Source organism: Muricauda brasiliensis, assembly GCF_003057865.1.
In the GTDB taxonomy this organism is placed as follows: domain Bacteria; phylum Bacteroidota; class Bacteroidia; order Flavobacteriales; family Flavobacteriaceae; genus Flagellimonas; species Flagellimonas chongwuensis.
In genome coordinates this window covers 93,400-110,265 of sequence record NZ_QBTW01000001.1, presented here as the reverse complement: position 1 = coordinate 110,265, position 16,866 = coordinate 93,400, and the positions used below count along the sequence as shown (strand labels likewise).

The window sequence follows — 16,866 nt, the reverse complement described above, 5'->3', positions numbered from 1 at the left end:
ATTTGTGTTCTTATTTTAGATAGTATGGAGGGTTCTGTATACACTGTAAAAAGTACAGTGCCGTAAACCGAGATTTTCACGTTTCACCGGATTGTAATTCTTTCAACTTACCATCATTCCAACACTTAATCGATTATTTTTTGTGTTTGGCGAATAGTAAAGCGAAATGGATTCCAGCCCCAATTTTACTATTACATTTACTTTCGAGAAGAAATTCTTGTCCTACTTATATCAACCCAAAACTGATAATGGAAACCACAGTATTAAAAAAAATTTGGTTGTCACCGCCACACATGGGCGGAAATGAGGAAACCTATGTAAAGGAAGCCTTTGAAACCAATTGGATAGCCCCTTTGGGCCCCAACGTACAACAGTTTGAAAAATCAATTGAAGATTTTATAGGTAACAATGTCCACGCAGCCTGCTTGAGTTCTGGAACGGCAGCTATACATTTAGGTCTTGAGCTTTTAGGTATAGGCCATGGTGATGAGGTAATTTGTCAGAGCTTTACTTTTGCCGCCTCTGCAAATCCGATTACCTATTTGGGTGGCACGCCTATATTTGTGGACAGTGAAGAAGAAACCTGGAATATTTCCCCTGCCTTATTAAAGGAAGCCATTGAGGATAGATTGGCAAATGGTGAAAAACCCAAAGCCATTGTAGCGGTACATTTATACGGTATGCCCTATAAGGTGGATGAAGTCCACGCCATAGCAAAGGAATATGACATTCCTGTGATAGAGGACAGTGCCGAGGCCCTGGGAAGTTCATATCAAGGATTTAACTGCGGAAGTTTTGGTGACATAGGAATCCTATCTTTCAATGGAAACAAAATTATTACCACATCAGGTGGAGGTGCCCTACTTTGCAAAGACCAAAAGACAAAGGAGAAGGCAGTTTTCTTGGCCACACAGGCGAGAGATAATGCTCCCCATTACGAACACTCCCACATAGGTTACAATTACAGAATGAGCAATGTGCTAGCTGGTATTGGGCGAGGGCAAATGGAGGTTTTGGGAGATAGAGTGGCCGCAAGAAGAAAAAATTATGAATACTACAGGGAACACCTGTCTGACCAGTCCAAAATCACTTTTTTGGAAGAACCTAAGGGTAGTATATCCAACCGATGGCTCACATGTATTTTAACCCCTTCTTTTGAGGACAGGGAGGGTATACGCATTGCCCTTGAACACGAGAACATAGAATCAAGGCCCTTGTGGAAGCCAATGCATTTACAACCAGTATTCAAGAATAACAATTCGTATGTAAACGGTGTCAGCGAAGACCTGTTTAACCGTGGACTATGTTTGCCAAGTGGGTCTAGTTTGGAGACCAGTGATTTGGAAAGAATTTGTGGAATTATCAAAAGTGAACTAAAATGATAAAGGAATTCTTTTTTAGGACCGGACAGCGATACGCATCAAAGTGGACCGTACTTTTGATAGACCTTTGTATAGTTTCATTTTCCTTTATTCTTGCCTACTTTATAAGGTTTAACCTGAGCTTCGATTTTGATGTGGAGCAGTTGTGGATGCAATTGCCGGTGGTAGTAGTATTATTCTTTTTGGCATTTCTTATTTCCGGTAGTTATAAGGGTGTGGTAAGGCACACGGGTATAAAGGATGTTTACGCTATTTTTAATGCTGTATGTTTGGCAAGTATAGGTGCCATCGGGGTGGTAATGTTTAATAGGTATATGGTGTTCTTTGAAAAATTCACCATCCCTTTGTCCATAATAATCATTAACAGTTTGCTTACATTCATAGCATTGTCTGCATCTCGAATGGTATTTAAGATTGCATTTGAAAGTTTGATGAAAGGTAATCAAGTACCTACAAAGAACTTGATTATTTATGGTGCCGGGGAATCAGGAATCATTACTTACAATACATTGACCAATCACTCTAAAATGGGAGCTAAGGTCATTGGTTTTGTGGACAATAACTTGCAAAAAGTAGGAAAACAGATCAATGGGGTCAAGGTATATGACAAGTCGATTTTGACCGAGGACTTTGTCAAGTTCCACAATATTTCCGAAGTAATTTTCTCCATACAGAGCATCAACCCCAAACAATTGAGAATCCTTGTCAATGAGATTGTAGATCTTCCAGTAAAGGTAAAGATTGTACCTCCCGTAGAGGATTGGATCAATGGAGAGCTCAAGGTTTCGCAAATCAAGCGTGTACAGATTGAGGATTTATTGGACCGTCCACCTATTGAGATCAAGAACAGTAAGGTGATGAAGGATTTTGATGACAAGGTGATCATGGTGACCGGGGGCGCTGGTTCTATAGGAAGTGAATTGGTAAGGCAGATTTGCAAATACAACTATCGCTCTTTGATTGTAATCGATCAAGCGGAATCTGCACTGTATGATTTGCAGCAAGAGTTGAAACAGGCCGGCTTTTTCAATTATGTTCCAATTGTAAGCGATATTAGGGATAAGAACAAGATGCGTGTGCTTTTCGAGCAATATCAACCAGATAGGATTTTCCATGCTGCGGCTTATAAACACGTGCCCCTTATGGAGCAAAACCCATATGAGGCGATCAAGATCAATGTTGCCGGTACCAAGACTATTGTTGACCTTGCCTGCGAATATGAAGTGGAGAAGTTTGTGTTCGTATCAACCGATAAAGCGGTAAACCCTACCAACATTATGGGGGCTACCAAGCGAATTGCGGAAATGTACATCAGCTGCAGACAGCAAGAGGGCAAAACAAAATTTATTACAACAAGGTTCGGAAATGTACTCGGGTCAAATGGCTCGGTAATTCCTTTGTTCAGAAAGCAAATCGAGAAAGGTGGCCCATTGACCGTTACCCACAAAGATATTACCAGGTATTTTATGACCATTCCGGAAGCCTCGCAATTGGTATTGGAGGCCGGAGCCATGGGCAAAGGTGGTGAAATCTTTATTTTTGATATGGGAGAATCCGTTAAGATTATGGATTTGGCCAAGAATATGATACGACTCTCAGGTCTCCATTATCCGGATGATATTGATATAAAGGTAACAGGACTCAGGCCAGGAGAAAAGCTTTATGAAGAACTTTTGGCAAATGGAGAAAATACGCTTCCGACCTATCATGATAAGATTATGATCAGTAAGGTGCGTGAAATCGATTATGTGGGAACTCGAACCATGATAGACGAACTTTGTATTTCCAATTTGTTCTTTAAGGACAATGTGGTAAAATTAATGAAGGACATAGTTCCGGAATATATATCCAACAATTCAGATTTTTGTAAATTGGACAAGAAAACACCAATAAAGGAAACACCGAAAACCTCTAAGATTGGATATCCTCAATTCAATAACTAAACACTTTCCCGATGTATCAAAAAATTAAACACGCCATAATACTGCTTGCCATAGCCTGTGTTGTAGTCTCCTGCACATCATCAAAAAAAGTTGTGTATTTTCAAGATTCACAGGATTTTGAAACAATTGTTACCGAAAACAGATTTGAACCCAAGTTTAAGGTGGATGATGTGATTAGTATTTATGTGGCGACCCTAAACCCTGAGGCTAGTGCTCCTTTTAATCTAACCATAGGGGTTGCGGCCAACGGACAATCGGAATCATTGGACTATATCGTCGATAAAAACGGGGATATCGAATTCCCTGTGATTGGAAAAGTAAATGTACTGGGATTGTCCCCAGAGGAACTTAAGGTTGATCTTAAGGAAAGGCTTTCATCTTACTTAAAGGATCCAATTATTAATGTAAGATTAAGAAACTTCACCGTAACTGTATTGGGTGAGGTACGTAGTCCGGGAACATACCCGATTATTGGAGAACAAGTGACCATATTGGAAGCGCTTGGATTGGCTGGAGATTTAACCATTAAAGGTAGAAGAGAAAATGTGATGGTGATTCGGGATTTTGATGGCGTAAAGGTGTATAATAGGTTGGACTTGACTTCCAAGAATGTAATGAACTCTCCTGCCTATTACCTCACACAAAATGATGTGGTCTATGTAGAACCAAACAAATCGGCTGCTGTCTCTTCTTCATTGGACAATAGAACAACGATAGCACTTTCAATACTTTCTTTAATCGTAACAACTACGTTGTTTTTGACACGTAATTAATTTACAATACCATTTCTAAATCTTAAATAGTAATCTTTGGAAAACAAGTTTTCATTTAAAAGTATTGATTTCAAGGAAATAATTAGACAGTATACGAGCAAGTGGTATTTGTTTTTGCTCGCAGTTATATTTTGTTTGGGTATAGCTTTCCTTTACAATCGCTATACGGCACCGCTTTATGATGCCCAGGCTCGAATCAAAATAGAGATGGAGGGAAACAATAACCCCGAACTTGCGGTTTTTCAGGATTTGGGTGCTTTTCAGGGACAGATGAATCCGATTATCGATGAGATTGAAATCATCAAATCTCGGTCTAATTTTGTAGAAGTTGTAAAAAAGCTTCAGCTGAACACACAAATTTTTAGATTGGGTAATATTCTAGATTCTGAGATATACAAAGACTCTCCTTTCAATTTGAATTTTAAAGAGTCGGATTCCATAGTAAGTCAATCTGGATTCAGCTTTTATTTAAACGTGATGTCAGATGCGACATTTGGTTATAAGAGGCAAGAAGATGAGCCCTATAAACAAAACACTTTTGGATCTAATATTTCAACTCCCTTGGGAGATATGATTATAACACCAAGTGTTGAAAACATAAAGATTTACAAGGATAATGAATTTAGAATTGTAATCAGACCTGCTACCGTGGTTGCTGATAGTTATCGAGGCCGTGTTCAAATAACTCCATTGGAACGGTCCTCTAATATTTTGTCCCTTTACCTTCAGGACAGGATTCAGCAAAGGGCACAGGACATTATCAATGCACTTATAGCAGTTTATAACGAAAATGCAATTGAGGATAAAAAGATTGCAGCGGACAAAACCTCCAATTTTATTGATGCCCGTATTACAGAGATTTACTCTAATCTTTACAGTGTGGATCAATCCGCGGAAGAGTTCAAGACCAATCGTGGAATTACGGATATTTCATCCGAATCCAATATCAACTTAAGTGTGGGTATGGAGAACCGGCAACAGTTGGAAAGTGCTTCTTTGCAATTGAATATGGCATCTTCCATGAAAGATATGGTCGAAAACCAAGACGGTTATGAAATTTTGCCATCAAACCTTGGCCTCTCCGACCAAACGATTACAGGAACTACCGCACGGTACAATCAATTGGTTGCAGAAAGAAACAGGTTGTTGGAAAGTTCCAGTAATCTGAATCCAGTGGTTCAAAATTTGGACAAGGAACTTAATACCTTAAAAAGTAGTTTGCTTTCAAGTTTGAACAATACCACAGGAAACCTGGAACTGCAGATCAATAGTTTGGCTCGGCAACAATCCCGAATCAACAGTAGGATTTATTCAGCTCCCGGAAATGAACGCGAACTACGTGATATTACACGGAAATTGGAGACCACGGAGTCTTTATACCTATATCTTCTGGAAAAGCGGGAGGAGGCTCAAATAGCCTTTGCCTCAGCTTCTCCACCATCATCCATTGTGGATGCTGCTTATAGCACCAGTTCTGCCCCCGTAGCACCTAACAAGATGATCAATTATGTGGCGGCCTTGTTCCTTGGGTTTGTACTTCCGTTCATGTTTATTTATGTGTCTGGGTTATTGGACAACACCTTAAATAGCAAACAGGATTTGGAAAGTGTCATAGGGAATAATATCCCAGTTATTGCCGAACTCCCTAAAATTGGAAAAAAAGACAGAAAGATTGTAAAGAAGGACGACCGTTCAGTGTTGGCGGAGTCCTTGAGGATTTTAAGGACCAATCTCAACTATATTCAAAAGAGCCAGAAATCGAAGCCGGACAATCTTATATTTATAACTTCCAGCGTTCCTGGGGAGGGTAAAACATTTATTTCATCCAATCTGGCCAAGATTTATGCCGATACTGGAAAGAAGGTCTTATTGGTGGGAGCTGATATCCGTAACCCTAAGCTTTATGATTTCTTTTCCAGTGACGAAAATGTGGAAGTGGGAAAGAATGTTCAACCCAGAAGAAGTACAAAGGCAGGACTAACAGAGTTTCTTGTCAATTCTGACTTAAAGGTCCAGGACATCACCGTTCCGGCACACATCAATGAAAACGAAATAGACCTTATATTTTCTGGAAAAATACCGCCAAACCCAACAGAGCTACTGATGAATCCTAGAATGGGCGAATTATTTGAGAAGGTATCCAAAATGTACGATTACGTTATTGTGGACACTGCACCATTGATGGTAGTAACCGACACGTTGCTTATTAGTGAGTACGCCAGCCAAATCCTATATGTGGTCAAAGCAGGTGCTACTGAACTTAAGGTCATCGATTTTCCGTTAAAGCTTAAAGAGGAAGGTAAGTTAAAAGGACTATCCTTTGTGGTCAATAATGTAAAGCAATCCGAATTGGGCTATGGTGGAAAATATGGGTATGGTTACGGAAAGTCCGTTAAGAAATGGTGGAGCTTCTCCTAATGATTAATAAAACGTCTGAATGGTATTTTCAATAATCGGGAAGAGATGATCTAATGTCTTTTTTGATATTTTGGTTTCTTTCAGCAGCTTCAGTTGTCTGATGTTGTGGACATCACTTCCAACAAAATCGATCATACCATCGTTCAATAACCTTTCAGTTGTTTTATGCACCGCCTTTCCATAGGATTTAGGGGCCAACGACAGTAGATTGAGCTGGAACAATACTCCTTCAGATTTTAAGGACGCATACTTCCCATATTTACCGTGATAGTACATATACCTTTCCGGGTGTGCCAATATTGGAAAATATTTGTGCTTGGCGATTTGGTCAACAGCCACATCAAAATTAAAGGATGGCTGTAAATAGGACATTTCAATAAGTAAATAGTCTTTGCTCAAGGGCATTACCTTGTTGGCTTCTAAGATATTTTCAAAATTATCATCGATCATGTGTTCTGCTGCATACTCAAGATTGACTTGCCATCCATCATTTTTTTGCAATTCATCAGAAAGTTGGCCATATGCCTTTTTGATTGTACTAGGGGTGTTGTCATAGTAATTGTGCATGATATGGGGCGTGCATATAAAATTAGTCACACCGAAATGAGAAAATCCTTTGATTAACTCCAACGAATCCCCAATAGTTTTGGCGCCATCGTCAATACCAGGTAAAATGTGGTTGTGGATATCCACAAGGCCGCTCAAATAATCGACCAAGTAAATTTTCTTCTGAAAAATACTTATCATGCATAAAATTTGGAATCCAAAGATAAAGTATATAAAAGCTTAATCCATAGCGGAAAATGAAATTAGAGCTTCCAGTTGCATTAAAATAAAAAAAACCGACCTAGAATAGGTCGGTTTGAAGATTTGCTACTTTATATGTCTTAACTAAACTCAATGCTAATATAAACTATGTGTTTAAGCACAGGAACTAATGAAAGATCAAAAAGGTTAATGAAAGACTAATAGGGTTAACCATTGGGTAATTAGCTGGTATATTTTTGTTTATTTAGCGGTATGCTGACCAAAAGGAACCTCTATGTTATTTTTTTTATAATCGCAGTTGTCGGTTTGTTGGTGGTGCAATACCAATATCTGAGAGTGGGACTAGGTCTGGCCCGTGTCCAATTTTCTGATAAAATGGATAGGGCCAGGGACAATATCAACAGTGAACTATCAGCGGTAAACTCATTGACCTATACACTAGGGAACACTATCAGAAAAGATACTTCCGAGGTTAAGATTGGGTTGGATAGCCTAGAGAAGGCCTCCCAATATTACCTGAATGACTATATATCTTACCAATTAAACCTTTCCGGAATTGATGCCCCTTTTACCTATAAACTGTATTCCCGCGATTCCACAACGTATTTGAGTTCCGTTCGCCCTCACATCAAAGCGCAAGAAGACCTTACTTACCCAATTAAAGTGAAGGGATATTTACCAGAATTGCTCGAAAAGGAAATTATTCTTGAGATTGGTTTTGAAGATTTGAACAGGTACTTTTTGGGCCAATTGCGAGGACTGATTGTTCCAGGACTATTATTCTTATTGATGATAATCATAGTGGTAATCTGGGTCCTTAGATCATTTTATTTGCAACGAAGCATCAATACTACCACGAACGATTTTATCAATAACCTGACACATGAATTAAAAACACCTGTATTCTCCATAGGATTGGCAAGTAAGATCTTGGAAGAAGATGTGCCTGAGAATAAAAAAGCCGTGGTGGAATTGATCAGGGCCGAATCGAACAGGCTTAAAAAACATATCGATAAAGTGTTGGAGCTGGCCAGCATGGAGTCCGGAAATAAACTGTTACAGTTTCAGGAAATCGATTTTAAACCAGAATTAGAGCGAATTTGCGAAGGTTTTAGTTTGTTGGCTAAGCACGAAGAAATCCAGTTTGAGTTCGAACTCGAAGAAGGTCCATACATTATTAGGGCTGAAAAGTTCCATCTGGAAAATGTGGTGGGCAACCTATTGGAAAATGCAAAGAAGTATTCGGACAATCCCCAAATAAAATTGACCGCAAGCAAACAAAAGGGACGATTGTTTATCAGGATTATCGATAATGGACAAGGTATTGCCAAGGAGGATATGCCCAAGATCTTCAAAAAATATTATCGGGTTAAAAATGGAGATGTCCACAAGGTAAAAGGATACGGATTAGGACTGTATTATGTGCAAAAAATAATCAAAATACACCGTGGAAAAATTACGGTGCAAAGCGAACCGGGACATGGAACCACATTTACCATGTCCTTTAAATTGACCAAAAATGGATAAAAAGTATAAGTTGATATTGGTTGAGGATGATAATTCCCTAGGGTATCTATTATCAGAATATTTAGGAATGAAGGGTTTTGTGGTCACTTGGGCCAAAGATGCTTCGGAAGCTGTGCTAAAAACCAAGACCAATGTTTTTGACTTGGCTATTTTAGACGTGATGCTCCCCGATATGGATGGATTTGAACTGTCTCAAAAGATAAAAGGAATCAATCCCGAACTGCCCTTTATTTTTTTAACCGCAAGGTCACTCAAAATAGATGTTCTCAAAGGATTTTCATTGGGTGCTGTGGACTATCTTAAAAAGCCCATAGATGAAGAAGAACTCGTTGTGCGTATCAATGCATTATTGGCCAGGTTGGTAAAGGATGAGGAACAAGAAGTTCAAGTGTCCGAATATGAGATTGGTGATTACGTTCTCAACATGGACAATTTTGAACTCAAACACAACGGGAAGCCTATCAAATTGACAGGAAAGGAATTTGACCTTTTGGCATTATTGGCAAAGAACAAAAATCAATTGTGTACTCATAAAGAAATCTTGACCACGGTTTGGGACAAGAATGATTATTTCAACAAAAAAAGTCTCAATGTTTTTATATCGCATTTACGTAAACATCTGGCGCACGACCCCAAACTGAGCATAGTAAATGTAAGCCGTCGTGGATTTATGCTGAGGGTGGAGGGCGAGTAGCAAAATACTGTGGCTTGATTTTTGTGACAGTATTGTGTGACGAGATTATCTGTTTGATTTATGTTGAAGATTTTTAAAAATAGTGCCCCGACCCCTTCCTTGAGCCAATTGGACAATTTATACGGCCAGACCATCTGTAAATGTCCTTTGCAAGAACAAATTTCCTATTGTCAAAGAGTTATAGAAAGCTCCGAATATCATCTGGGACAATCTTGCCCCAAAAAGGATTCCAATCGATTAAAACAGCTTAAACAGGCAGCCAGAGATGAACTTAAGCGATTACGTTCACAAATTGGTTCGTAGCAATTGAATTGGGATAAAAATCGGATTTCCTCCCTGAGAACTTTTCAAAAGCCTTAATTTTAGGATTGAAAAATCAACCAAAATGAAGAAATCAATTTTATCCCTAACATTACTTCTTATCTGTTTAAATGGTTTTGCCACCGAGACAAAACTCATGGTACGTGCCAAGGCAAAGGATGCCAAGTTCGTTGGAAGTTCCATTGGAGGAGCCCACATAATCGTCCGTAACAGTTTGAACGGTGAGATCATGGCCGAGGGCAATACTACAGGCGCTACGGGAAACACGGATTTGATCATGAAAAGTGCCCATGAACGTTACACGAAACTTAGCGATGATAAAACTGCCGGGTTTATGGCAATTTTGGATATTGCCGAACCCACTTTTGTAAGCGTAGAGGTGATTTCACCAATCAATAAGAAAAATGCGCGTGTACAGGCCAGTACGGAACTTTGGTTGATTCCAGGCAAACACATTTTAGGAGATGGTATAGTATTGGAAATACCCGGTTTTGTGGTGGACATTTTGAAGCCGAACACCCATCAATATATTGATTTGAAATCCATACCAACCTCTGGGTTGCCCATAGAGGCCCATATCGTTATGATGTGCGGTTGCCCAATAGAAGTAGATGGAATTTGGGATTCCAAATTAATGGAAGTCAAAGCCATGGTCAAAAAAGATGGAGAAATTATAGGGGAGGTCAAATTGGAAAATCCGTCCCAAAACAGCTTTCAAGGCCACTTTGGAATCAAGGAAGCTGGATATTATCAAATCACTGTTTATGCCTACAACCCAAAAACAGGGAATACGGGAGTAGATATAGTCAACTACGTTATAAGAGATTAAGTATTTGCTTTTTAATGCTTTATCACCATGATTTTAGCTACCTTGATGGGCAAAAGGGAACGAAACCAACCAAGTTTTATGAAAAGAAGCATTCTGGCCTGTGCGAGTTTATTGATAATTTCAACCTCCTGTGAGTCAACAAAAAAAGAAGATTTATTGGCAGAGGGTATTCCGCTGCAACTGGCAGAGTACCGAGTTGGCCAGGTGTCCAATGTGGTCTATGGACTTTCTTTTGATATCCCAGCGGATAAAAATCGTCCAATAGCCTCAAAATTAAAGTTGGATGTGGACCTTAATGATCTTTCGCAACCCCTATATCTTGATTTTAATGCAGCCGCTTCATTGTTAAAAACCATTCAAGTAAATGGTCAAGAGCAAGACGTTGTTCATCAACAAGAACATATTATTATTTCGGAAAACCTTGAGGAAGGGCCCAATACGATTGAAATTACCTTTAATGCGGGGGAACTGTCCTTGAACCGGAATGAAAACTATTTATACACCCTTTTGGTACCAGATCGTGCCAGTACATTGTTCCCTTGTTTTGATCAGCCCAACATCAAGGGACGTTATGTGGTGGATGTTATGGCACCTGCCGATTGGAAAGTTCTTTGCGGAGCACCATTAAAGGAAGCGGAGCTAAAAGGCGAAACGGTACATTACTCATTTGAGGAAAGCGATTTTATGAGCACTTATCTGTTTTCTTTGGTTGCAGGGAAGTTTGAATCGATTACCGAAAACCCAGGTGTGTTTGATATGACAATGCTTTATCGTGAAACAGATTCCGCAAAAATTGCTTACAGTGTTGCCAAGATTTTTGACTTGCATCAGCGATCAATCGATTTTTTAAAAGATTACACCCAGCATGAGTTTCCCTTTAAGAAATTGGATTTTGCAGCCATTCCGGGGTTTCAATACGGAGGAATGGAGCATGTAGGAGCTATTCAATACCGTCAATCTTCTATCTTTTTGGATGAAAGTGCTACGGAACGCCGTCGTATGGGCAGTGCCAAGCTTATAGCACATGAAACATCACATATGTGGTTTGGGGATATGGTCACCATGGATTGGTTCAACGATGTATGGATGAAAGAGGTGTTTGCCAATTTTATGGCCGATAAGATCATGAACCCGACCTTTCCCGAAATCAACCATAAGCTCCAGTTTATGATTTCCCATTACCGTGGTGCCTACGGTGAGGACAGGACGCGTGGTACCAATCCTATACGGCAACATTTGGATAACCTAAAAAATGCCGGTAGTCTTTACGGGGGCATCATATATAACAAAGCACCAATTATGATGCGACAATTGGAGGCTGCAATAGGGGAGAAGGCTTTCCGAGATGGTATACGCGAATACATACAGACCTATGCCTATGGGAATGCTACGTGGAACGATTTGGTGGAGATTTTGGATGAAAGGACGACCATAAACCTAAAAGATTGGAGTGAAGTATGGGTAAATCAATCGGGCAGACCGATCATAACAGAAGAGATTGAGTATGAAAATGAGAAAATAGCAAGATTTACACTTTCTCAAAAAGCAGAAGATGGAAGCGATAAATTATGGCCGCAATCCTTTGAGATAACCTTGGTATATCCGGATAGCATCAGAGTCATCCCAGTGACGATATCAGATAGTGTTGTAAATGTGAAGTTAGCGGAGGGACTCCCACGACCCGAGACGATAATTTATAACTCCGATGCCTTTGGCTATGGAATTTTTCCTTTGGATTCGTCCAAATTGAACGTAATCCCAACGCTAAAAGATGAGGTCGCACGTGGATATGCCTATCTCAATGCCTATGAGAACGTTCTATCTGGGCAAATCCCTCCTCTTCAGGTTTTTGATCTATACATCGATGTAATCCTACAAGAGGACAACGAATTTGTTCATGGTATGGTCAGTGGTGAAGCTTCACAATTGTTTTGGAGTTACTTTACCGAAGAACAGAGAGCGGAAAAACAGCCATTGGTTGAAAACTTGCTATGGAACGAACTGCTTAAGGATACATATGGGCCCAATATCAAGAAGAATATTTTTGGACTTTGGAAAGGTTTAGCATATTCCGAAAAAGCTAAAGAAAAACTGTACTCGGTTTGGACCAAGCAAGTGAAAATTCCAGAATTAAAGCTCAATCAAGATGACTACACCGATATGGCCATGTCACTTGCCCTATATGATCACCAACAGGCTCCAGCAATTTTGGAGACGGCCAAGACCGAATTGGACAACCCGGATAAGATAAAACGTTTTGAATTTTTGTTGCCGGCATTATCTTCCGATGTTGCCGTAAGAGAGACCCTCTTTAAATCTTTCAAGGATGCCAAAAACAGAGAAAAAGAATCTTGGGTAGGTACTGCCTGTGGATATCTGCACCATCCGTTAAGACAAAAAACCGCAATACAACAACTTCCGTTGGCATTGGACTTATTGGAGGAGATTCAAAGGACAGGAGACATTTTCTTTCCCAAAAGGTGGTTGTCCGCTACGGTTGGACAATATCAGTCCAAGGAAGCTTATCAAATGGTAGAAGAATACCTGAAGAGTCACCCGGACCTTGAACCTTCATTAAAAGGAAAACTCTTGCAAGCTTCCGATGATCTCTATCGATTTGTAAATATGTAGCCGATTATCTGAACCTCAAAACGGACGATATTCTTATGTTTTTGAAATTTTGAGTATGGACAAAATAGATGATTTGTGGATATTTGTATCACAAGGTCGGGAATTGATTTCACCACCTAATCTTTAATAAACAAAATCATAATGAAGAAAGCTTTTTTTGGCGTTTTGGCCATCGTGCTATTATGTAGTCACGATATGTTCCTAAAAATGGACAATTATTTCCTTGAGCCTGATACACAGGCAGTAATCCAACTATTTAACGGCACTTTTGAGAAGAGTGAAAATGTTATCGACAGGAACCGTATGCTCGATATGAGCTTGGTTGGGAATGGTCGGCGTATCCAAGTAGATTCAACTCAATGGACCGAAAAGGACAGTATTACATTTTTGAATTTTAAGACAGGTGCTCCAGGTACTTGGGTGGCAGGTGTTTCAACTGCAGCAAATAATATCGCATTGGATGCAAAATCGTTCAACGATTATTTAGAGCACGATGGAGTTGTAGACATGTTGGAATGGAGAAAAGAGAACAACGCTTTGGACCAGGATGCGGTTGAGAAATATTCCAAGCACGTGAAGACCATTTTTCAAGTAGGAGAGGAGTTGTCCAACGATTGGGGAACTGTTTTAGGATACCCTATTGAATTTGTTCCAAAGGAAAATCCCTATGATATTCACCCAGGCCATTCTTTAAAGGTTCAATTGCTATACAAAGGAGAACCATTGGTCAACCAGTTGGTCATTATTGGTACGGATGTATCTGGAGAAAGCAGTATGGTTGAGCATAGCCATGATGGAGGGGAACCGCATACGCATAAAAGTGGGGAAACCCCGGACCATGACCATAATTCTGGTTTGCAACTTCGTACTGATGACACTGGTATTTTAGAGTTTGAAATAACCAATGCAGGAGTATGGCATATGAGAACCATTTATATGGTACAGTCGGAGGAAGAGGGTCTCACCCACGAGTCCAATTGGGCCACACTTACCTTCGCGATAGGTTCTGGGCATAGTGCAGCACATGGTAGCGGTACCAAAGATGACCATCACGCACATGAAGAAGAAAGTTTTCCTAGCTACATTTTTCTTCTTGTTAGTTTGATCATTGTTGCTGGTCTTTTCTTCTACTTTAAAAAGAAGAAATAATGCCTATAAAAGCCATAAGGACTAAAACATTTATTTTAACCACACTGTTTTTTCCAACCCTTTTGATGGCTCACGATGTGAGCTCCAGCGACCAACTACTATTGGATAACGGAGGGCTTTGGTCCTACATTTGGGTAGGAGCTAAACACATGGTCACTGGGTACGACCATTTGCTTTTCTTGGCAGGGGTTATCTTTTTTCTGAAAGGATTTCGGGATATTATCAAGTTCATAACTGTTTTTACACTAGGACATAGCATTACGTTATTGGGTGGCACCTATTTGGGTATTCAGGTAAATGAATATCTAATTGATGCAATAATTGCATTGAGTGTACTGTATAAGGGTTTTGAAAATTTGGAAGGCTTTAACAAATTGGGAGTTAAAGTACCTAATTTGTTATTCATGGTATTTTTATTTGGACTTATACATGGTCTGGGACTTTCCACACGATTACAGACCTTTGATATGGGACAAGATCAATTTTTGTTGAAAATCATTAGTTTCAATGTTGGTGTAGAGTTAGGACAAATCGTCGCTTTGATTCCAATTATTCTTCTGATTAATATATGGAAAGGTAAGTCTAGCTATGAAGCATTTTATAAAGCATCCAATGTCTATCTGATCATTGCGGGATTCGGTTTGTTTGCTTATCAGGTTTATGGCTATTTTAATGGGCATTGATATAATCTATGTACCAATTTATTATATAAAAAGCCCCTCGCGAGAGGGGCTTTTAAGATTATAATCAATCATCGTCTTAGTTTTGGTCAGACGGTGACAAGTTTGGATTCGCATCGAGCTCGGCCTGTGGAATTTTAAATATCCAATCATCATTTACCGATGGGCGTTCCACTTGAAAAACATTTTGATATAGCACCTCGGATGCTCCCGAACCTCCATCTGCAGCGTGGTCTATACCTTCATCCCATCTGATATGGTCGGTATAACCAAAACCTTCTCCCCAAAGCTCCAATCTTCTTTGGAACTTAATATGTTCCATCAAAGCTTCTTGGGTGTTGTATACAGATACATCGTAGGCACTGTCACGCTCTGAACCTAAAGGCTCTAAAGCTTCTTGAGCTCCGGAAATATCATTTAACATGGTCAATGCTTCAGCCTCTATGAGATACATTTCCGAAGATCGCATGTAGATAATATCATCGGGATCTGTAGATCCTGGGTTCGCATTTTTCAATTTAAAGTGCATGTACGGGTGCAAATTAAACGAGTTTGTAATGCCATAAGTTGAATTTATTTCTTCAATTCTATCATTGTAGGCATCCAAATCATCATCATAATTAGGATCCCTAGGCAAACCGGTATCCCCATCAATACCACCTTGGTTGTTGGCAGCTGAGCTGTTAGTATTGGGAGCATCAATAATGAACACATCTTTTCTATAATCCGTGTCAGGAGTTGCATCAATCAACCTTCTGTCAGCAATCTTAGGGTTATTTCTAATTTGGCTACCATTAAATGTGTTGCTTGCCAAATAGAAATAAGACCGGAAGAAAGTGGTCTCTGCAGCAATTACGTTACTTCCCCAGATAACCTCTGAAAGGGTGGTGGTGTTAAATCCAGACTTCCAATCATCTTCGCCCATTAAAGGATAGTTTTGGCGAGCCATAACCGCTGCATCCGCAGCTGTCTGCCAATCTCCTTTTGATAATGCGGTACGAGCCAATAGGCCGTATGCAGTATCAATATTCAATTGGGATTTTGTTTCGGCACCTCCACTTGGTCTACCTGTTCCATTTTCGAAAGCGGCTATTGCAGCTTCAAGGTCGGCCTCAATTTGGTCATAAACTTCCTGAACTGTAGACCTTGGCTCACTAGTAAATGGTGACTCTGAGGAAAACAACAATGGAACACCTGGGTCGGTTGCTGGCTCACCAATAAGATAACCCTTTGCATAGTGCTGAATCAATGAAAGGTAAGCGTATGCCCTATAGGTATAGGCCTGACCCAAAATTTCATTGAGTGTTGGCGATTCCACCAAAGTGCCATCCGTAGCTCTATTGATGAGCAAGTTAGCTCCCAATATAATGTTGTAGCGGTGGTACCAAAGGAGTTCAGTGGTCAATGATGTTTGATCTGTATGTGAATTCCATTGCATTTCGTCCCTCCATCCCAAGTTGTTCGCATTGGCTGAATGGATAAGGTCTCCCGTAAGGTTGTCTCCCATAGGTATCCAATAATGGTTACCGGCCCTGTTGCTACTACCACCTGGTAAAATGGTCTGTAACTGTGCGTATAAACCACGGTGCAATCCATTCAATACCAGTTGCATGTTCTCTTCGTTGGCCAGCGCATCTGATGCGGAAATCGCATCTGTAGGCGTTGTTTCCAAAAAATCGTCGTCACAAGAAGTTATGGTAATCCCTAGGAATACCAATAACAATAAATTTATTTTTCTTAACATAATATTT

At 39.9% G+C, this 16,866-nt stretch carries 13 protein-coding genes; 11 read left to right on the top strand and 2 right to left on the bottom strand.

Annotated elements, in window-relative coordinates; all coding sequences use genetic code 11:
* Window positions 1–248 precede the first annotated feature (248 nt).
* The 4 genes from DCK90_RS00500 to DCK90_RS00485 are packed head-to-tail and all read left to right on the top strand — an operon-like array spanning window position 249 to window position 6,516.
* Window positions 249–1,382, top strand: a complete 1,134-nt coding sequence (locus DCK90_RS00500; protein ID WP_108244215.1) for a DegT/DnrJ/EryC1/StrS family aminotransferase — start codon at window positions 249–251, stop codon at window positions 1,380–1,382.
* Window positions 1,379–3,325: a polysaccharide biosynthesis protein gene (locus DCK90_RS00495; RefSeq protein WP_108244214.1), complete on the top strand. Its 1,947-nt coding sequence runs from the start codon at window positions 1,379–1,381 to the stop codon at window positions 3,323–3,325. Before DCK90_RS00500 ends, DCK90_RS00495 begins: the two co-directional genes overlap by 4 nt.
* 11 nt (window positions 3,326–3,336) lie before the next feature.
* Window positions 3,337–4,098 (top strand): polysaccharide biosynthesis/export family protein, encoded by a 762-nt coding sequence (locus DCK90_RS00490; protein WP_108244213.1) that lies wholly within the window; start codon window positions 3,337–3,339, stop codon window positions 4,096–4,098.
* A gap of 36 nt (window positions 4,099–4,134) precedes the next feature.
* Complete coding sequence (locus DCK90_RS00485) at window positions 4,135–6,516, top strand: GumC family protein (protein ID WP_108244212.1); 2,382 nt, start codon at window positions 4,135–4,137, stop codon at window positions 6,514–6,516.
* Window positions 6,517–6,519: 3 nt separating this feature from the next.
* On the opposite strand, the gene DCK90_RS00480 is transcribed toward DCK90_RS00485, so the two are convergent.
* Window positions 6,520–7,263 carry a tyrosine-protein phosphatase gene (locus tag DCK90_RS00480; protein WP_108244211.1) on the bottom strand — a complete coding sequence of 248 codons (744 nt, stop codon included), beginning with the start codon at window positions 7,261–7,263 and terminating at the stop codon, window positions 6,520–6,522.
* A gap of 273 nt (window positions 7,264–7,536) precedes the next feature.
* Here DCK90_RS00480 and DCK90_RS00475 point away from each other — a divergent pair, with 273 nt between their 5' ends.
* The 7 genes from DCK90_RS00475 to DCK90_RS00445 all read left to right on the top strand — a co-directional run bounded on the left by DCK90_RS00475 (window position 7,537) and on the right by DCK90_RS00445 (window position 15,118).
* A complete protein-coding gene (locus DCK90_RS00475) occupies window positions 7,537–8,811 on the top strand; it encodes a sensor histidine kinase (RefSeq protein WP_108244210.1) in 1,275 nt (424 codons plus the stop codon).
* A complete protein-coding gene (locus DCK90_RS00470) occupies window positions 8,804–9,505 on the top strand; it encodes a response regulator transcription factor (RefSeq protein WP_108244209.1) in 702 nt (233 codons plus the stop codon). Before DCK90_RS00475 ends, DCK90_RS00470 begins: the two co-directional genes overlap by 8 nt.
* A gap of 60 nt (window positions 9,506–9,565) precedes the next feature.
* Complete coding sequence (locus DCK90_RS00465; protein WP_108244208.1) at window positions 9,566–9,808, top strand: hypothetical protein; 243 nt, start codon at window positions 9,566–9,568, stop codon at window positions 9,806–9,808.
* 82 nt (window positions 9,809–9,890) lie between these two features.
* On the top strand, window positions 9,891–10,655 hold the full coding sequence (locus DCK90_RS00460; RefSeq protein ID WP_108244207.1) for a hypothetical protein: 765 nt from the start codon (window positions 9,891–9,893) through the stop codon (window positions 10,653–10,655).
* Window positions 10,656–10,733: 78 nt separating this feature from the next.
* Window positions 10,734–13,286 (top strand): M1 family metallopeptidase, encoded by a 2,553-nt coding sequence (locus DCK90_RS00455; RefSeq protein WP_108244438.1) that lies wholly within the window; start codon window positions 10,734–10,736, stop codon window positions 13,284–13,286.
* A gap of 141 nt (window positions 13,287–13,427) precedes the next feature.
* On the top strand, window positions 13,428–14,435 hold the full coding sequence (locus DCK90_RS00450) for a DUF4198 domain-containing protein (protein ID WP_108244206.1): 1,008 nt from the start codon (window positions 13,428–13,430) through the stop codon (window positions 14,433–14,435).
* 65 nt (window positions 14,436–14,500) lie between these two features.
* On the top strand, window positions 14,501–15,118 hold the full coding sequence (locus tag DCK90_RS00445) for a HupE/UreJ family protein (protein WP_234414536.1): 618 nt from the start codon (window positions 14,501–14,503) through the stop codon (window positions 15,116–15,118).
* Window positions 15,119–15,194: 76 nt separating this feature from the next.
* Here the strand turns inward: DCK90_RS00445 and DCK90_RS00440 are convergent, their stop codons facing one another.
* Window positions 15,195–16,859: a RagB/SusD family nutrient uptake outer membrane protein gene (locus tag DCK90_RS00440; RefSeq protein ID WP_108244204.1), complete on the bottom strand. Its 1,665-nt coding sequence runs from the start codon at window positions 16,857–16,859 to the stop codon at window positions 15,195–15,197.
* Window positions 16,860–16,866 lie beyond the last annotated feature (7 nt).